General features: G+C 66.0%; 18 protein-coding genes. 13 read left to right on the forward strand and 5 right to left on the reverse strand.

Features of this window, described 5'->3' with window-relative positions:
* The first annotated feature begins 148 nt into the window (after positions 1-148).
* The 11 genes from AC3FJ6_RS07420 to ftsB all read left to right on the forward strand — a co-directional run bounded on the left by AC3FJ6_RS07420 (position 149) and on the right by ftsB (position 11,169).
* Positions 149-673 (forward strand): gluconokinase, encoded by a 525-nt coding sequence (locus AC3FJ6_RS07420; protein WP_153948924.1) that lies wholly within the window; start codon positions 149-151, stop codon positions 671-673.
* Positions 674-915: 242 nt separating this feature from the next.
* Entirely contained in the window at positions 916-2,391 is a 1,476-nt protein-coding gene (locus AC3FJ6_RS07425) for a circularly permuted type 2 ATP-grasp protein (protein WP_092596291.1), read from the forward strand.
* 34 nt (positions 2,392-2,425) lie between these two features.
* Positions 2,426-3,379, forward strand: a complete 954-nt coding sequence (locus AC3FJ6_RS07430) for an alpha-E domain-containing protein (protein WP_153948922.1) — start codon at positions 2,426-2,428, stop codon at positions 3,377-3,379.
* Positions 3,380-3,461: 82 nt separating this feature from the next.
* Entirely contained in the window at positions 3,462-4,295 is an 834-nt protein-coding gene (locus AC3FJ6_RS07435; RefSeq protein WP_488771310.1) for a transglutaminase family protein, read from the forward strand.
* Between the two features lie 104 nt (positions 4,296-4,399).
* The gene (locus AC3FJ6_RS07440; protein WP_092596288.1) at positions 4,400-5,203 is read left to right on the forward strand and encodes a proteasome-type protease; all 804 of its coding nucleotides are present in this window, start codon (positions 4,400-4,402) and stop codon (positions 5,201-5,203) included.
* 99 nt (positions 5,204-5,302) lie between these two features.
* On the forward strand, positions 5,303-6,124 hold the full coding sequence (locus AC3FJ6_RS07445; RefSeq protein WP_488771312.1) for an alpha/beta fold hydrolase: 822 nt from the start codon (positions 5,303-5,305) through the stop codon (positions 6,122-6,124).
* A gap of 137 nt (positions 6,125-6,261) precedes the next feature.
* Positions 6,262-7,914 carry a CTP synthase gene (pyrG, locus tag AC3FJ6_RS07450; protein ID WP_092596280.1) on the forward strand — a complete coding sequence of 551 codons (1,653 nt, stop codon included), beginning with the start codon at positions 6,262-6,264 and terminating at the stop codon, positions 7,912-7,914.
* Between the two features lie 25 nt (positions 7,915-7,939).
* On the forward strand, positions 7,940-8,809 hold the full coding sequence (kdsA, locus tag AC3FJ6_RS07455) for a 3-deoxy-8-phosphooctulonate synthase (protein ID WP_488771313.1): 870 nt from the start codon (positions 7,940-7,942) through the stop codon (positions 8,807-8,809).
* A gap of 133 nt (positions 8,810-8,942) precedes the next feature.
* The gene (locus AC3FJ6_RS07460; RefSeq protein ID WP_153948919.1) at positions 8,943-9,233 is read left to right on the forward strand and encodes a DUF1330 domain-containing protein; all 291 of its coding nucleotides are present in this window, start codon (positions 8,943-8,945) and stop codon (positions 9,231-9,233) included.
* 63 nt (positions 9,234-9,296) lie between these two features.
* Positions 9,297-10,586 (forward strand): phosphopyruvate hydratase, encoded by a 1,290-nt coding sequence (gene eno, locus AC3FJ6_RS07465; RefSeq protein WP_153948918.1) that lies wholly within the window; start codon positions 9,297-9,299, stop codon positions 10,584-10,586.
* A 241-nt stretch (positions 10,587-10,827) separates the two neighbouring features.
* Complete coding sequence (gene ftsB / locus AC3FJ6_RS07470; protein WP_153948917.1) at positions 10,828-11,169, forward strand: cell division protein FtsB; 342 nt, start codon at positions 10,828-10,830, stop codon at positions 11,167-11,169.
* Between the two features lie 90 nt (positions 11,170-11,259).
* On the opposite strand, the gene AC3FJ6_RS07475 is transcribed toward ftsB, so the two are convergent.
* The 3 genes from AC3FJ6_RS07475 to AC3FJ6_RS07485 form a co-directional block, all read right to left on the reverse strand.
* The gene (locus AC3FJ6_RS07475; RefSeq protein WP_488771315.1) at positions 11,260-11,670 is read right to left on the reverse strand and encodes a hypothetical protein; all 411 of its coding nucleotides are present in this window, start codon (positions 11,668-11,670) and stop codon (positions 11,260-11,262) included.
* A gap of 167 nt (positions 11,671-11,837) precedes the next feature.
* A complete protein-coding gene (hslO, locus tag AC3FJ6_RS07480) occupies positions 11,838-12,842 on the reverse strand; it encodes an Hsp33 family molecular chaperone HslO (protein ID WP_488771317.1) in 1,005 nt (334 codons plus the stop codon).
* A 47-nt stretch (positions 12,843-12,889) separates the two neighbouring features.
* On the reverse strand, positions 12,890-13,414 hold the full coding sequence (locus AC3FJ6_RS07485) for a gamma carbonic anhydrase family protein (protein ID WP_066738778.1): 525 nt from the start codon (positions 13,412-13,414) through the stop codon (positions 12,890-12,892).
* A gap of 132 nt (positions 13,415-13,546) precedes the next feature.
* Here AC3FJ6_RS07485 and AC3FJ6_RS07490 point away from each other — a divergent pair, with 132 nt between their 5' ends.
* Positions 13,547-14,431 (forward strand): ferritin-like domain-containing protein, encoded by an 885-nt coding sequence (locus AC3FJ6_RS07490; RefSeq protein ID WP_488771318.1) that lies wholly within the window; start codon positions 13,547-13,549, stop codon positions 14,429-14,431.
* Here the strand turns inward: AC3FJ6_RS07490 and AC3FJ6_RS07495 are convergent.
* A complete protein-coding gene (locus AC3FJ6_RS07495; RefSeq protein ID WP_488771319.1) occupies positions 14,428-16,167 on the reverse strand; it encodes an acetate--CoA ligase in 1,740 nt (579 codons plus the stop codon). The genes AC3FJ6_RS07490 and AC3FJ6_RS07495 overlap by 4 nt on opposite strands.
* 145 nt (positions 16,168-16,312) lie before the next feature.
* Between AC3FJ6_RS07495 and AC3FJ6_RS07500 the strand changes: the two genes are divergently transcribed.
* Complete coding sequence (locus AC3FJ6_RS07500) at positions 16,313-17,206, forward strand: alpha/beta fold hydrolase (protein WP_488771321.1); 894 nt, start codon at positions 16,313-16,315, stop codon at positions 17,204-17,206.
* An 81-nt stretch (positions 17,207-17,287) separates the two neighbouring features.
* Here the strand turns inward: AC3FJ6_RS07500 and AC3FJ6_RS07505 are convergent, their stop codons facing one another.
* Positions 17,288-18,355 (reverse strand): NAD(P)/FAD-dependent oxidoreductase, encoded by a 1,068-nt coding sequence (locus AC3FJ6_RS07505; RefSeq protein WP_488771322.1) that lies wholly within the window; start codon positions 18,353-18,355, stop codon positions 17,288-17,290.
* Between the last annotated feature and the right edge of the window lie 101 nt (positions 18,356-18,456).

Raw genomic sequence — 18,456 nt, forward strand, 5'->3', positions numbered from 1 at the left:
GCACCGACCCGCAACAGCCAATCTTTCAGACATTCCGTTATCCCCGCGGCGCTGGCGCCCGGGGCACTGCCGGGCCACGCCGACGCGTGCCCGGCGGCTACCGACAAGGGTGGCAATACCACCCGACACCATGTTCGATGGAGCAGACATGATCTATATCCTGATGGGCGTTTCCGGCAGCGGCAAGACCACCGTGGGCCAGCTGCTTGCAGAGCGGCTGCACTGTGGCTTCCATGATGCCGACACCTTTCACAGCGAGGCCAACAAGGCCAAGATGCACGCCGGCGTGCCGCTCACCGACGAAGACCGCTGGCCCTGGCTGGCTGCCATGCGCGCGGCCATCGATGCCGCCCGCGCCGAAGGCCGCACCCATGTCTTTACCTGCTCGGCGCTGCGCCAGACGTACCGCGACCGCCTGACCCCGCCCGACGGCGGCGTGACCTTCGTGTTCATGAAAGGCGACGCCTCGACGATCGGCGGCCGCCTGTCGGCCCGCGCCGACCATTTCTTCAACCCGGCACTGCTGCAAAGCCAGTTCGACACCCTGGAAGAGCCTCGGGACGCGCTGGTGCTTGATATCCGCCGGGCGCCCGAAGTCCTGGTGGAGGACATCCTGGCCAAATGCCCGCCGGAATCGGTCTCTTGCGCCGGGCAGGCAAAGACCGCGCACTGATCCCTGCACCAAGGCCGGCCAGGCGTGGCTGGCAAGCATCTTGCTAAACCGTTTTGCGTACCGGCGCATGTCTTGGGCATGCAACCCCTTGCGGGATTTACCGGTGCGGATATGCTGGAAGCGTCGACTCGACGAGGCATCGATAAACGGGTGGCCGGCGGTATTGCCGTGCAGCAGGGCCGAAGAGCAGTCAGGCGGCACGGACCGCGGCAGGCGCCCATTTCCACGAAGGAGCGGCCATCATGGCGGCGCGGTTTTTCGACGAGATGCTGGAAGGGCGAGAGGACGGCACGGTAACGGCCGTCGAGGCCGGACAGGTATTGCCGCCAGGGGCGGTCCGGACTCACTACCGAAGTTTTGCGGACTGGCTCGGCCGGCAGTCCGTGTCCACCATGGACAACAAGCGCGCGGAGGCGGATCTGATCTTCCGGCGCGTGGGCATTACCTTCGCCGTCTATGGCGACAAGGACGAGTCCAACAGCGGCACCGAGCGGACCATTCCGTTCGACGTGATCCCGCGCGTGTTCCCGGCCAGCGAATGGGCGACGCTGGAACGCGGCCTGCGCCAGCGGGTGGCGGCGCTGAACCGCTTCATCCATGACATCTACCACGGCCAGGACATCATCCGTGCCGGCGTGATTCCACCCGACCAGATCTATAACAACGCCCAGTACCGGCCCGAGATGCTCGGCATCGACGTGCCGCGCGACATCTATGCCCATGTGGCCGGCATCGACGTGGTGCGCGCGGGGCAGGGCGAGTTCTACGTGCTGGAAGACAACCTGCGCGTGCCGTCGGGCGTGTCGTACATGCTGGAAAACCGCAAGATGATGATGCGGTTGTTCCCCGACCTGTTCGCCCGCAACCGCGTGGCGCCGGTGGCCCACTATCCCGACCTGCTGCTGGACATGCTGCGCAGCGTGTCGCCGCAGAATATCGCCGACCCTACCGTGGTCGTGCTCACGCCGGGCATGTACAACTCCGCGTATTTCGAGCACGCGTTCCTGGCCCAGCAGATGGGCGTGGAACTGGTGGAGGGCAGCGACCTGTTCGTCGAGGACGATCACCTCTACATGCGCACCACCCAGGGGCCGCAACGGATCGACGTGATCTACCGCCGCGTGGACGACGACTTCCTCGATCCGCTGGTGTTCCGGCCCGATTCGGCGCTGGGTGCGGCGGGGCTGCTGTCGGTCTATCGCGCCGGCAACGTGACGATCTCGAATGCCATCGGCACCGGCGTGGCCGACGACAAGTCGATCTATCCGTATGTGCCGGACATGATCCGCTTCTACCTGGGCGAAGAGGCCATCCTGTCGAACGTGCCCACCTACATGTGCCGCCGGCCCGATGACCTGCAATACGTGCTCGACCACATGGCCGAGCTGGTCGTGAAGGAAACCCACGGTGCCGGGGGGTACGGCATGCTGGTGGGCCCGGCCGCGACGAAGGCCGAGATCGACCAGTTCCGCGAGGTGGTCAAGGCGCGGCCCGAGCAGTACATCGCCCAGCCGACGCTGGCGCTGTCCACCTGCCCGACCTATGTGGAATCGGGCATCGCGCCGCGCCATATCGACCTGCGGCCGTTCGTGCTGTCGGGCAAGGAAGTGCGCATGGTGCCGGGCGGGCTGACGCGCGTGGCGCTGCGCGAGGGGTCGCTGGTGGTGAATTCCTCGCAGGGCGGGGGCACCAAGGATACCTGGGTGCTGGAACGCTGAAGCCGAACAAGACTGATCGCCGGGAGACCCCATCATGCTGAGCCGTACCGCCGACCACCTGTTCTGGATGGCCCGCTACACCGAGCGCGCGGAAAACACCGCGCGCATGCTCGACGTCAACTACCAGACCTCGCTGCTGCCGCAATCGGCCGAAGTGGCCGAGCAGGGCTGGTGGGCGATGCTCGACATCTCCGAGCTGACCCAGGCCTACGACCACAAGTACGGCCTGCTGCACCGTGACGACGTGATCGACTTCATGGTGCGCGACATGACCAACCCTTCGTCGATCATGAGCTGCCTGCGCGCGGCGCGCGAGAACGCGCGGGCGGTGCGGGGGTCGCTGACCACCGAGGTCTGGGAAACCATCAACACCACGTGGCTGGACGTGCAGCGCATGATCACCGAGGGCGAGTTGCGCGACGATCCGTCGCGTTTCTTCGAATGGGTCAAGTTCCGCTCGCACCTGGCGCGCGGCGTGCAGTTCGGCACCATGCTCAAGGACGATGCGTTCCACTTCATGCGGCTGGGCACGTTCCTGGAGCGCGCCGACAACACGGCGCGGATCCTGGACGTCAAGTTCCAGGCATCGGGCCGCGACGACAGCGATCCGAACCGCGAGCAGAACGACTTCTACCACTGGGCGGCCGTGCTGCGGTCGGTGTCGGGCTTCGAGGTCTACCGCAAGATCTACCGGGCCGTGATCACGCCGCAGCGCGTGGCCGAACTGCTGATCCTGCGGCCGGACATGCCGCGCTCGCTGGTGTCGAGCATGGACGAGGTGGTGTCGATCCTGGCGCTGGTGGCCAACCAGCAATCGTCGGAGACCGAGCGCCAGGCTGGTAAACTCCACGCCGACCTCAAATACGCGCGCATCGACGACATCTTCGCCGTCGGCCTGCACGCCTACCTGACCAGCTTCCTGGAGCGCATCGGCGATCTCGGCAATGGCATCAGCCGGGACTTCCTCGTGCCGCTGCTGGCCGCCTGAATCGTCATGCCTGTGCCCGGTGCATCACGCGCCGGGCCTGTGAAGCACCGGCGGGTGCCGTGCCGGGCGCGCGATACGCATCGTGAAATACAGGATCCACCACAAGACCCTCTACCAATACACCGAACCGGTGCGTCGCAGCGTGCACGAACTGCGCCTTGCACCGCGCTCGGGGCCGCTGCAATCGGTGCAGGGCTGGCAGCTTTCGGCGCCTGGCAACCTGACCGAGGCGCGCGACGGTTTCGGCAATATCGTCCACAACTTCACCATGGCCGGCCCGGCCCGCACGATCGCCATCACCGCCACCGGCGAGGTGGAAGTGCAGGGCGGGGTGGGGGGTGAACACGGCGGACACCACGCCTTTGTCGATCAGCCGGACGCGGGCGAGGCGCGCGTGTCGCCGTTGTATTTTGTGGCGACTACGCCGCTTACACAGGCGCCGGCCAGCCTTCAGGCATTTGCCGCGCCCTATGTGGCGGCCGGCCACGATGTGCCGGCGCTGCTGGCCCTGGCGGGCAGCATTGCCGATCGCGTGCGCTACCAGGCCAATACCACGGATGTCGGTACGTCGGCCGCCCAGGCCTTCGCGCTGGGGAGCGGCGTCTGCCAGGACCAGGCGCAGGTGATGGTGGCCGCTTGCCGTGCGCTTGGCATTCCGGCGCGGTATGTCAGTGGCTACTTCTACGATCCGGCCGCCACGGCGCTGGCCAGCCATGCCTGGGCCGATGTCTGCCTCGATGCCGGCCGGGGCCTGTGGTGCAGTATCGACGTGACGCACCGTTGCGTGACAGATGCCCGCCATGTACGGCTCGCGGTGGGGCGCGACTACGCCTCCGCTGCACCAATCCGGGGCATCCTGGAAGGTGGCGCCGGCGAAACGCTCGACGTCGATATCGCCATCACGCCCGCGGCCTGACCCGGGCTACGCCGGCATTCAAACGGCGTAGCGTTTTGCCGAGCAGCTAAAATGCAGGTTTGCCGCCTCATCAGAGGTACGGCGCCCCAACAAGACACCTGTTCATGACGTACTGCGTAGCGATGCGGCTGGATGCCGGTCTGGTATTCCTGTCCGATTCCCGAACCAATGCCGGGGTGGATGCCATTTCCACCTCGCGCAAGATGACCGTCTTCGAAGAGCCGGGCGACCGCGTGCTGGTGCTGATGACGGCCGGCAACCTGGCGATCAGCCAGTCGGTGCGGCAACTGCTGGCCGAGGCGCGCGACGAAAAGCGTTCGCTGTGGACGGCCCGCGACATGTTCGAGGCCGCGACGATCGTCGGCGACGCCGTGCGCGCCGTGCACAAGCGCGATGCCCACGCGCTGCGCGAGGCCGGCATCGACTTCAACGTCAGCATGATCTTCGGCGGCCAGATCCGCGGCGAGCGCACGCGGCTGTTCCATATCTATGCGGCGGGCAATTTCGTCGAGGCGTCGCCCGAGAACTGCTACTTCCAGATTGGCGAGGCCAAGTATGGCAAGCCGATCGTCGACCGCGTGGTGTCGCCGTCGCTGCCGCTGGGCGAGGCCGCCAAGTGCGCGCTGATTTCGATGGATTCGACGCTCAAGTCGAATATCTCGGTGGGCCTGCCGCTGGACCTGCTGGTGTACGAGGCCGATTCGCTGCGCGTGACGCGCTTTGTCAACATCGACGAGAAGAACGCGTACTTCCGCATGATCCGCGACACCTGGGGCCAGCGCCTGCGTCAGGTGTTCGGCGAGATCGCCAATCCCGAGTGGGATGCCGCCGAGCCGGCCGAATTTCCGCTGGCGCGCGACGAGGCAGACCGCTGGGGCCAGCCCGTGCGCGCACGCCGGGAACGGTAGAGGGAAACGTCTACCCCATTCGCGCCGGCGCGGGCGTCGAACGGCGGGGCGCCGCAGTACACTCTGCGGCGACTGCCACATTCCCATTGCACTTGTCTCATGCGCGACATCCTGCTGTTCTCCCACGCCAACGGATTTCCCGTGTCCACGTACCGCAAGCTGTTCGGGGCGCTGGAAGATGCCTTCGAGATCCGCGCCGTCGAACGCTACGGCCACGATCCGAAGTACCCGGTCACGCGCGAATGGCCCAATCTGGTGGACGAATTGCTACGTGAGATCGAACGCGCGCGTCGCGAGGGCGCCGATACCCGCAAGGTCTGGCTGGTCGGGCATTCGCTGGGCGGTTTCCTGTCGCTGATGGCCGCGTTGCGCGCACCGCAGCGCGTGCGCGGCGTGGTGATGCTCGATTCGCCGATCATCGCCGGCTGGCGGGCGTCGCTGCTGCGGGCGTCGCAGGTCCTGGGTCTGGACGAAAAGCCTGGCCCGGCGGCCGTGACCAAGAACCGCCGCACGCACTGGCCCGATACCGAATCGGTCTGGACCCACTTCCAGGCCAAGCGCAATTTCCAGGTCTGGGACCCGGACGTGCTGCGCGACTACGCGGAGCATGGCACCGAGCCGACCGGCCGGGCCGCGGAACGCCGCCTGCGTTTCGACCGCGACGTGGAATACCGCATCTATCGCACGCTGCCCACCAGCCTGGGCCGGCGCGTGGCCCATGGCGCGCCGGTGCCGGTGGGCTTCATTGCCGGCACGAAATCGCGCGAGGTCAGGCAGGCGGGACTGGGCGCCACGCGCAAGCTCGTGGGCGACCGCCTGCGCTTCATGGAAGGCGGGCATCTCTATCCGATGGAGCGGCCACTGGAAACCGCCGCCACCGTTCAAGAGCTGATCGGGCAGATGCGCGACAGCGGCCACTGAGGACGGGCAGGGCACCGAGCGGCGCATGCGCCGCAGCGGCGGGGCAGCGCATCGCGGACACTGCCCTGTCACAAAATCCGGGTCGGCGGCGGACGGGGTCTCATGTATAATCCCGATTTCCCCGGCAAGCTCGGTTTATGACCAAATTCGTCTTCGTCACCGGTGGCGTCGTCTCTTCTCTCGGCAAGGGCATCGCTGCTGCTTCGCTCGCGGCCATTCTCGAGTCGCGCGGCCTCAAAGTCACCCTCCTCAAGCTCGATCCCTACATCAATGTCGACCCCGGCACGATGAGCCCTTTCCAGCATGGCGAGGTGTTCGTGACCGAGGATGGCGCCGAAACTGACCTCGATCTGGGTCACTACGAGCGCTTCGTGTCGGCCAAGATGCGCAAGTCGAACAACTTCACGACTGGCCAGATCTATGAGTCGGTGATCCGCAAGGAGCGCCGCGGCGAGTATCTGGGCAAGACCGTGCAGGTGATTCCGCATATCACCAACGAAATCCAGGCGTTCGTGGAGCGCGGCGCGGCCGCGTCGCATGACGGCAAGGCCGATGTGGCCCTGGTGGAAATCGGTGGTACGGTGGGCGATATCGAATCGCTGCCGTTCCTGGAAGCCGCCCGCCAGATGAGCCTGCGCATGGGCCGCAACCACTGCGCCTTCGTTCACCTGACGCTGGTGCCGTTCATCGCCAGCGCCGGCGAGCTGAAGACCAAGCCGACCCAGCACTCGGTGCAGAAGCTGCGCGAAATCGGCATTTCGCCGACGGCGCTGCTGTGCCGTGCCGACCGTCCGATTCCGGACGACGAGCGCGCCAAGATCTCGCTGTTCGCCAATATCCCGCAGGACGCCGTGATTTCGGTGTGGGATGCCGACAGCATCTACAAGATCCCGCAGATGCTCAACGAACAGGGCCTGGACCGCCTGATCTGCGAGGAACTGCGCCTGGACCCGAAGCCGGCCGACCTGTCGATGTGGCAGAAGCTGGTGAACGCGCAGGAAAACCCGCAGCACGAGATCAAGATCGGCATGGTCGGCAAGTATGTCGACCTGACCGAGTCGTACAAGTCGCTGATCGAGGCCCTGCGCCACGCCGGCATGCATACCGCCACGCGCGTCAATATCGAGTACATCGATTCCGAGGAACTGGAATCGGGTCACCTCGAAGTGCTGCAGCCGCTGGACGCCATCCTGGTGCCGGGCGGTTTCGGCAAGCGCGGCACCGAAGGCAAGATCCGCGCGATCCAGTATGCCCGCGAGAACAAGGTGCCTTACCTGGGCATCTGCCTGGGCATGCAGCTGGCCGTGATCGAATTCGCCCGTGACGTGGCAGGCATGAAGGACGCCAATTCGACCGAATTCAATCTCGAGACCGAGCACCCGGTGGTGGCACTGATCACCGAATGGGTGGACCGCGAGGGCAAGGTGGAACAGCGTTCGGCCGAATCCGACCTGGGCGGCACGATGCGCCTGGGCGCGCAGCGGGTGCCCATCCAGGCTGGTACCAAGGCCGCGCAGATCTACGGCGCCGAAGTCAACGAGCGTCACCGCCATCGCTACGAGGTCAACAATCACTACGTGCCCCAGCTTGAAAAGGCCGGCATGGTGATTTCGGCCCGTACCCCGACCGAAAACCTGCCGGAAATGATGGAGCTGCCCGAGTCGATGCACCCGTGGTTCGTGGGCGTGCAGTTCCACCCGGAATTCACGTCGACCCCGCGTGACGGCCATCCGCTGTTCAAGGCCTACGTGGAAGCCGCGCTGGCCTCGCAGCAGCGCAAGGGCGCCTGACGCGCCGCGACGAAGGAGACAAGCCATGAAACTGTGTGGATTCGACGTCGGCCTCGACAAGCCGTTCTTCCTGATCGCCGGCCCGTGTGTCATCGAGTCCGAACAGATGGCGCTGGACACCGCCGGCGAGCTCAAGCAGATCACCGGCGAACTGGGCATCCCGTTCATCTACAAGTCGTCGTTCGACAAGGCCAACCGGTCGTCGGGCAAGTCGTTCCGTGGTCTGGGCATGGAGAAGGGCCTGGATATCCTGGCCACGGTGAAGCGCGAAATCGGCGTGCCCGTGCTGACGGACATCCACGAGATCGACGAGATCAAGCCCGTCGCCGCCGTGGTGGACGTGCTGCAGACGCCGGCCTTCCTGTGCCGCCAGACCGATTTCATCCGTGCGTGCGCCCAGAGCGGACGCCCGGTGAACATCAAGAAGGGCCAGTTCCTGGCGCCGCACGACATGAAAAACGTGATCGACAAGGCGCGTGACGCGGCCCGCGAGGCCGGTCTGCCCGATGACGTGTTCATGGCCTGCGAGCGTGGCGTTTCCTTCGGCTACAACAACCTGGTGTCGGACATGCGCTCGCTGGCGATCATGCGCGAGACCGGTGCCCCGGTGGTGTTCGACGCCACCCACTCGGTGCAGTTGCCGGGCGGCCAGGGCACCAGCTCGGGCGGCCAGCGCGAGTTCGTGCCGGTGCTGTCGCGTGCCGCGGTGGCCACCGGCGTGGCGGGCCTGTTCATGGAAACCCATCCGGACCCGAGCAAGGCCATGTCCGACGGCCCCAACGCGGTGCCGCTGTCGCGCATGAAGGAACTGCTGGCCGTGCTGAAGGACCTGGATACCCTGGTCAAGCGCGCCGGCTTCCTGGAAGACAACTTCGGCTGGCCGGCCTGCGCCTGATCCAGCCAGCAGTACCCGCCGCCCGCGCCTGTCGCGGGCGGTGTCGCTTCCGATGCGTCAGATCGGGTGCGCGCGTGAATCGCCCCGGACGCACTGGTATCGAAAGACAATACAAAAGATTCGGAGATAGCGTATGGCCGCCGGCCTTATCATCGCGTACGTCGACGTGACGGATCCCCAGCAGTACGAGCAGTACAAGGTGCTTTCCACGCGGGCCATGCAGGCGCACGGCGCGCAGGTGCTGGTGCGGGGCGGCAAGACCGAGCCGCTCGAGGGGCAATGGGCGCCGACGCGCGTGGTGGTGCTGAAATTCCCGAGCTACGAGGCCGCCAAGGCCTTCTACGCCAGCGAGGAATACCTGGCAGCCCGCCAATCCCGCGAGCATGCGGCAAAGATGAACATGATCGTCGTGGAAGGCGTCTAAGACTTCCACCCGTCATCTGGCACGTAGAAGATTCACGAAGATTCAACAGTCCTGAGAGGAAATATGAGTGCAATCGTAGATATCATCGGTCGCGAGGTGCTGGACTCGCGCGGCAATCCCACTGTCGAGTGCGACGTGCTGCTGGAATCCGGCGTGATGGGCCGTGCCGCCGTGCCGTCGGGTGCATCGACCGGCTCGCGCGAAGCCATCGAACTGCGCGACGGCGACAAGTCGCGCTACCTGGGCAAGGGCGTGCTGAAGGCCGTCGAGCACATCAACACCGAGATCTCCGAAGCCATCATGGGCCTGGACGCTTCCGAGCAGGCGTTCCTGGACCGCACGCTGATCGAACTGGACGGCACCGAGAACAAGGGCCGCCTGGGCGCCAACGCCATGCTGGCCGTGTCGATGGCCGTGGCCAAGGCCGCCGCCGAAGAGGCTGGCCTGCCGCTGTACCGCTACTTCGGCGGTTCGGGCGCGATGCAGATGCCGGTGCCGATGATGAACATCGTCAACGGTGGCGCGCACGCCAACAACAGCCTGGACATCCAGGAATTCATGATCATGCCCGTGTCGCAGACCAGCTTCCGTGAAGCCCTGCGTTGCGGCGCCGAAGTGTTCCACGCGCTGAAGAAGATCCTGGCCGACAAGGGCATGTCGACGGCCGTGGGCGACGAAGGCGGATTCGCACCGAACTTCTCGTCGAACGAGGAATGCCTGAACACCATCGTGCAGGCGGTGGAAAAGGCCGGCTACAAGATGGGTGAAGACGTGCTGCTGGCGCTGGACTGCGCCGCCAGCGAGTTCTACCACGAGGCCGAAGACGTCTACGCGCTGGAAGGCGAAGGCCTGAAGCTGTCGTCGACGCAATTCGCCGACTACCTGGCCAACCTGTGCGACAAGTTCCCGATCGTGTCGATCGAGGACGGCATGGCAGAAGGCGACTGGGAAGGCTGGAAGACGCTGACCGAAAAGCTCGGCAAGCGCGTGCAACTGGTGGGTGATGACCTGTTCGTGACCAACACCAAGATCCTGAAGGAAGGCATCGAGAAGGGCATCGGCAACTCGATCCTGATCAAGATCAACCAGATCGGTACGCTGACCGAGACGTTCGCCGCCATCGAAATGGCCAAGCGCGCCGGCTACACCGCCGTGATCTCGCACCGTTCGGGCGAGACCGAGGACAGCACGATTGCCGACATCGCCGTGGGCACCAACGCTGGCCAGATCAAGACCGGCTCGCTGTCGCGTTCGGACCGTATCGCCAAGTACAACCAGCTGATCCGCATCGAGGAAGATCTGGGCGATATCGCCACGTACCCGGGCAAGAGCGCGTTCTACAACCTGCGCTGATCCCCCGAGCCTGCCGTCGGTGCGTGCCACCGGCGAGCCAACGAAAAACGCCGCTCCCGGGTTCGCCGGGGCGGCGTTTTTTGCGATCTGGTGTGGCGATTGTGCCGATATCCGGTGCCGCACGCACTGTTGTTGCGCTTTGTAGCGTCTTTTGTTTTGCAATCTGCGGCCGCATGATGGATCATTGGTGCCCATCGGAAACCTCCGACCACGCCATTATTCCATTGCGCCTTTTGCTCCGATGCGCCTGATTTCCCTGCTGTTGTTCGTGCTGTTGCTGGCCATTCAGTACCCGCTCTGGCTGGGCAAGGGCGGCTGGCTGCGCGTATGGGATCTGAATCGCCAGGTGGGCGAGCAGGTCACGCACAACCAGGCGCTGAAACTGCGCAACGCCAAGCTGGAAGGCGAAGTGAAGGACCTGCAGGATGGCACGGGCGCCATCGAAGAACGCGCCCGCTATGAACTCGGCATGGTCAAGGACGACGAGGTGTTCGTCCAGTTCGTGGCCCCGGCCCCGAAGGTCAGCGCCACGCCGCCACTGCCACCGCCTGCCAATTCCGTCGCCGGACGCGGCGGTCACTAGGCATCAGCCCCAGCGGGCGTCGTCCAGCAGGTGTCATCCAGTATCACAGCCGGCCGCGCAATGCGGCCGGTATCGTTTCCGGACGCCGCATCACCACCAGCCGCCGTATGGATAACCGCCGTAGCCGTAGCCCGGAAAGCCGAAGCCTACGCCGGCGCCCCAGCCACCGCCGCCGCCACCCCAACCGTTGTAGAACATGTTGACGCTCGTATTCGGGTAGTACGACGCGCGGCTCCATGCGGCCGCCGACTGCTGGTTGGCCATTACCGTGGCCTGCTCCTGAAGGATCTGCTGGTTCAGCACCCCCAGCCTCTGGCGCTCGGCGTCGCTAAGCGGGGCCGGGGGAATGGCATGGTCCGGCAATCGTGCCGTGGCCGGCACGCCGTCGGGGCTGCGCGGCACCGGCGCCGCACAGCCGGCGATCAATCCGGCAAGGGCCAGTACGCTGGCCACCTGGCAGGCCAGGGCAGGGGTCGATCTGGAACGAATGGTCGCTGTCATATCGGACTCCGTTCGAACGGCTGACGAACAAGCATGCCATTGGACCCGACCACCCGTGTGTGAGGTTCCGCACGGTAGGCGGACTCGATGGTTTTCCCCGGTTTCCCGGTTTCCCGGGCGCTTCCGGGGTTCCCGCCCCGATCTACCTGAAAGGGGCGAGCGGCAACTCAATGCTGTTGCTTGGCACCCTCGCCGGCGCCCGTGGCCACCGGCGCGGTGAACAGCTGGGCGGCGTCCACGGGATCGAACGCATAGCGCTGGCCGCAGAAATCGCAGTGGATCTCCACCTCGCCGCGCTCGGCGATGATCCCTTCGATTTCCTCCCGGCCCAGCGTCTGCAGCATGCCCGCCACTTTTTCGCGCGAACACGAGCACTGGAAGTGCGGTGTCATTGGCTCGAACACGCGCAGGCCCGCATTCTGCAGTTCTTCCCAGAACAGGCGGCGCAGCAGGGTATCCGGCGTTTCGGCCAGCAGTTCGTCTTCCTTCAGCGTGGCGCCCAACTGGCAGGCACGATCCCAGGTGTCCAGATCCTGGCCCTGTACTTCGTCGGTCAGCGCGCTGCCGGTCTCGCCGATCTGCGCGCCGGCCGTGCCGCCATACGACGGCAGCTTCTGCAGCAGCATGCCAGCCGCCACCTGGTCGTTGGACGCCAGCCACAGGCGCGTATCGAGCTGTTCGGACGCCTGCATGTAGTGTTCGAGCACCTCGGTCATGGTCGCCAGCGGGCCATGTTCGTCGGCCAGCGGCACGATGCCCTGGTAGGCCTGCTGGCCCGGCAGCTTGTCCTGGGGGTCCAGCGTGATGGCGAAGCGGCCCTTGCCATGCACGTTCACGAGCTGCTTGAGCGTGGCGTCGTCGGCAATCTCGGCGCCCTCGGCAATCTTGGCCGTGGCACGCAGCGACAGGTCGGACAGGCATTCCACCACCAGCATGCGCACCGGCCCGTCGCCGTGTACCTGCATGACCAGCGCGCCATTGAACTTCAGATTGGCGGACAGCAGCGCCGCGGCCGCGATCATCTCGCCCAGCACGCGCCGCACCGGCTCCGGATAGGCATGGCGGTTCAGCACCTCTTGCCAGGTGGATTCGATGCGTACCAGTTCGCCACGCACGGGCGCGGCATCGAACAGGAATTTCTGAAGCGTATCGGGATTCGAGGAGGCGGTCACGGTTCTGTCTAGCGGTTAAGTCGGCGTATCGGCTGCGTCCGGGGCGGTCAGCCGATGCGCTTGAGTTCGGTCTTGTATACGGCCTGCCGCTTCGCATACGTCTCGGCGTTGCGATAGAGGTTGGCCACGTCGGCGTCGGTCAGTTCGCGCACCACCTTGGCGGGCGCGCCCAGAATCAGCGAGCGGTCCGGGAACACCTTGTTCTCGGTGATCACGGCACCAGCGCCGACCAGGCATTCCTTGCCAATCACGGCGCCATTGAGCACCACGGCCTGGATGCCGATCAGCGAGCCTTCACCCACGGTGCAGCCATGCAGCATGGCCTGATGGCCCACCGACACCTTGTCGCCCAGCGTCAGCGGACGGCCCGGATCGGTGTGCAGCACCGAGCCTTCCTGGATGTTGGTGTCTTCGCCCACCACGATCGGCTCGTTGTCGCCGCGAATCACCACACCCGGCCAGGCGCTGGCACGCGCCTTGAGCGTCACGTTGCCGATGATGGTGGCTTCCGCCGCCACATAGGCGTCTTCGTGGATTTTCGGGGCGGTATCGCCGAGCTGGTAAAGCGCCATGGGGTCTCCTGCTGAATGTGCGTAATTGGGGATGGCCGCGCCGATTAAAAGAGCCCGCCGAAAGGGCCGGCCCGGGGACAAGCTTCGGGCGGGCAGGGGCTCTACAATGGCGGCTTCCCGAATTTTACGCCTATGCCAGTGATCGCACCCGCCGACATCGCGTCCACGCCACTTGTCGAGCCCTTGCCCGCAGCCGCCGCCCTGCCGGCCTCTGCGCGCCAGCGCGCACTGGACGTGCTATGCATGACCGATGCCCGGGCCAAGGCCGCGGCGGCCCGCGCCCTGTATGCCGCGCTGCTGGCCGGTGGGGATACCGTCGTGGACCCCGATGAAAGCCTTGTGGCGGCGCCAGGCGCGGTGCCTGGCCGCCCGGCGCGGCCCGAACTGGTGCCGCCGATGCGGGTGGAGCGGCGCCGGTCGATCCACACCACGGCCGGCCGCGCCAACATGATCCACGCGCTGTGCCATATCGAATTCAACGCGATCAACCTGGCACTCGACGCCGTCTGGCGTTTTTCCGGCATGCCGGCCGATTATTACCGGGACTGGCTGCGCGTGGCCGACGAAGAGGCCTATCACTTCACATTGCTGGCCGATCACCTGCAGACGCTGGGTGCCACCTATGGCGATTTCCCGGCGCACAACAGCCTGTGGGAGATGACCGACAAGACGGCGGGCGACGTGCTGGCCCGCATGGCGCTGGTGCCGCGCACGCTGGAGGCGCGCGGGCTCGATGCCTCGCCGCCGGTGCGGGCCAAACTGGCCGATGCCGGCGACGCAGCCGCCGCGGCGATCATCGACATCATCCTGCGCGACGAGGTGGGCCACGTGGCCATCGGAAACCACTGGTATCGCTGGCTCTGTACCCAGCGCGGGCTGGAGCCAGTGGCCACCTATGCGCAGCTGGCCGAGCAGTACAAGGCGCCGAAGCTGCGCGGGCCGTTCAACCTCGACGCCCGGCGCGAGGCGGGGTTCGACGAGGATGAACTGGCGTGGCTGGAGGCCTCGGCCGGCTAGTTCGCCCGATTCCCGGCCTGCTGCTGCGCGCGTTCCTGCTCCATCAGCCGCAGCACGCGGCGCTGGATCTTGCCCGTCGTCGTCATCGGCAACTGGTCGATGAATTCGATGGCCTTCGGGTATTCATAGGGCGCCAGCTGGCCGCGCACATGCTGCTGCAGCTCGGCCACCAGCGCCGCATCGTTGTCGAACGAGCGTGCCACGGCGGGCGTCAGCACGATGAACGCCTTGACGATGGCCCCGCGCTCGGGGTCTGGCGACGGCACCACGGCGCAGTTCGACACCGCCGGATGCTTGAGCAGGCAGTTCTCGATCTCGCTCGGCCCGATCCGATAGCCCGATGACTTGAATACGTCGTCGGCGCGGCCCTGATACCAGAGATAGCCCTCGGCATCCATGCGCGCCAGGTCGCCGGTGCGGCACCACCGCAGCCCGTCCGATTCCGAGTACTTGCCATCCGTGGCGGCCTCGTTCTTCCAGTAGCCCAGGAAGAATACGGGGTCGGGATGGCCGTGGACATCGGTGGCGCAGACGGCCACCTCGCCATCCTCGCCCGGCGCGCACGGGCGGCCTTCATCGTCGATCACGGCCACGCGGTGGCCCGGATAGGGGCGGCCCATCGACCCCGGCCGGGCCGGCCAGCCCAGGCGATTGTTGTCGTATTGCGCCGTGCAGTTGCCGACGATGTAGTTGATCTCGGTCTGGCCGAACATCTCGTTGACGATCACGCCCAGCGCGTCGCGGCACCATGTGAATACCGTCTCGCCCACGGCCTCGCCGGCGCTCATGATGGCGCGCAGCTTCAGATCGTATTTTTCCGATGGCGTCGGGCAGGCCTTCATCATCTGCTTGAGCGCGGTCGGGAACAGGAAGGTGTTGGTCACGCCGTAGCGTTCCAGCAGTTCGAAGGCGCGGTCGGCCGTAAAACGCCCCTGGTAGCCGACGATCGGACGGCCGAAATACAGCGCCGGCATCAGCGCATCCCACAGTCCGCCGGTCCAGGCCCAGTCGGCGGGGCTCCAGAACACGTCGTCATCCTGCGGATACCAGTTCTGCGAGCAGACAAAGCCGGTCAGGTTGCCGATCAGCGCGCGGTGCGGAATCAGCGCGCCCTTGGGCGGCCCCGTGGTGCCGCTGGTGTAGATCAGCACCGCGGCTTCGTCGGCCTTGGTCTGTTCGGCCGTGAAATCGGGCAGTTGGGCGGCCAGCAGGACGTCCCAGTCCAGGTCGCCGCGGCCGGTGGCCTGGCCGGCGCCGATGATGGTCTTCAGCGTGGGGCAGTCGGGGCGGGCGGCCAGCAGGTTGTCGATCGAGGTTTCGTCGGCAATGGCCACGCGCGTTTCGCTGTGGTCGATCCGGTAGGAAAGGGCTTCGGGACCGAACAGCATCGACAGCGGCATGGCAATCGCGCCAAGCTGATATACGGCCATGCCGGCGATGACCGTCTCGATGCGCTGGGGCATCACGATGGCCACGCGGTCGCCGCGCTGCACGCCAAGCGCGCGCAGCGCCCGCGACAGCCGGTTGGCCTCGGCCTGGATATGCGCATACGTGTATGACGCGCGCCGGCCGTCCTCGTGTTCGGTATGCACGGCGACGCGGCTGGCCGTGGCCGGGTCGCGCGCCCAGCGGCCGCAGCAGACTTCGGCCAGGTTGAAGAACGCGGGGACGTCCCAGTGGAACGATTCGTGCAGCGCGTGATAGTCGTCACGGCGCGTGGCCGGCAAGGCGGTCATGCAATTGTCTCCAATGTTCCCGCTCGCTTCAGATAGCCGTTTGGCTATAATCCGGCAAGCGAACGATCGTTCTATTTTTATCCGGGCCGCCGCGTGGCCATGGGCTGCGCGCGCATCGGAAGACCCGGGCAACAGGGCAGACACCATGACCATCACGGAAACTTCGCGTTCCGAATTTATCACGCTGCGCGGCCTGCGCACGCACGTCCGCCACTGGGGACAACCCGGCGCGCGCAAGCTGTTCATGCTGCATGGCTGGATGGATGTGGCAGCGTCGTTCCAGTTCCTGGTCGATGCGTTCCAGCGCGACTGGCATGTGATCGCCATGGACTGGCGCGGCTTTGGCGAATCCGATTACCCGACGCAGTACCCTGGCACGCGCTCGTACTGGTTCCCCGATTACGTGGCAGACCTGGAGGCGCTGCTCGACCATTACCAGCCCGAGGGGCAGGTAGACCTGGTGGGTCACAGCATGGGTGCCAACGTGGTGTGCATCTACGCCGGCGTCCGGCCCGAACGCGTGCGCCGCGTGGTGGACCTGGAAGGTTTCGGCCTGACGCGCACGCGGCCAGACCAGGCGCCAGCCCGCCTGGCGCGCTGGCTCGACGAACTGCGCACGCCGCCCGAACTGAAGACCTACGACAGCGAGGCCGCCGTGGCTGCACGGCTGCAGAAGACCAATCCGCGCCTGCCCGACGACCGCGCCGCCTTCCTGGCTGCGCACTGGTCACGCCGCAATGCAGCGGGCCGCTGGGAGATCCTGGGCGACGGCGCGCACAAGATGACCAACCCGACGCTGTACCGCATCGACGAGATCATGGCGATCTGGGAAAAGGTGGCCGCGCCGGTGCTGCACGTGGAAGCGCGCGATTCGGCAACGCTCAAGCACATCGCCCACAAGCAGAGTATCGACGAGTTCAAGGAGCGGTTCCGCGCCTTTCCGGATTTCAGGGAAGTGCTGGTCGATGACGCCGGGCACATGCTGCACCACGACCAGCCGAAGGTGGTGGCGGGGTTGATCGAGGACTTCTTGGGGTAAGTGTTGGGGAATTTACCCCTGGTTTGCTTCCCTCTCCCACTCGTGGGACAGGGGAGCAAACACCCAGCCACTCGCGCTGGATCAAGCGTGCGTCAGCTTTTCCTTCAGCGCCGGGTTGTTGCTGGTGTGCATATGCACCAGCGCCTTGTCGGGGATGGCGTAGTGATACGCCTTGCGCAGCGCCAGCGCGGCTTCGTGGAAGCCCGACAGGATCAGCTTCTGCTTGTTTGGATAAACGGCGATGTCTCCGGCCGCAAAGATGCCGCGGCGCGAGGTTTCGTACGTGGTGGTGTTCTCGATGTGGATGCGGCCGGCGTGCATGTCCAGATCCCACTGGGCGATCGGCCCCGGTTCGGACACCAGCCCGTACAGCGCGACGAGTTCGTCGGCCTCGATGGTGCGGTCGCCATCGCGGGTCTTGATGCCGGCGTGGGTGAGGGCGCCGGCGTCGTCGGTTTGCAGGCTGCCGAGCATGCCGACCACAAAATCCATCTCGCCCGCGTCAACGGCGGCGCGCATCGCGCCCACCGTGTGATCGGCGGCACGAAAGCCTTCGCGCCGGTGCAGCAGCGTGACGCGTGCCGCCACCTTGCGCAGCGCCAGCGCCCAGTCCAGCGCGGAATCGCCGCCGCCGGCCACGATCACGCGCTTGCCGGCGAAGCGCGACACGTCGCGCACGGCGTAGTGCACATGCCGGTCTTCCAGCGCGGCGGCCTCGGGCAGCGACACGCGCTGCGGGGCGAACGCCCCGGCACCCGCGCAGATCAGCACCGCCGCCACGTCGAATCGCTTGCCGCCATCGGTCGTGATCAGCAGGCGCGGATGGCCATCGGCGCCGTGGGTGTCGCTGACCGACTGCGCACGCTGGCTGAAGTGCATCGGAAACGCGAACGGCGCGCACTGTTCGAGCAGGCGGTCCACCAGTTCCTGCGCCAGGCAGCCCGGCACGGCGGGAATGTCATAGATCGGCTTTTCTGGATAGAGCTCGGTGCATTGGCCGCCGGCGCGGTCCAGCACGTCGATCAGCTCGCACTTGAGCCCGAGCACGCCGGCCTGGAACGCCGCGAACAGGCCCACGGGGCCGGCGCCGACGATCAGCACGTCGGTCTGGATGGTTTCCGGGGGCGTGGCGGCGGGCGTGGAGGACATGGCGGGAAGCGGAAAAATGCGGTGTGGACAGGCCCCATCATACCTTGCGTGCCACGGCAATCCGGGCACACCACCTTTGACGGCAGGGCTAAAAAAGCCTG

This window comes from Cupriavidus sp. 94F1, from assembly GCF_057798875.1.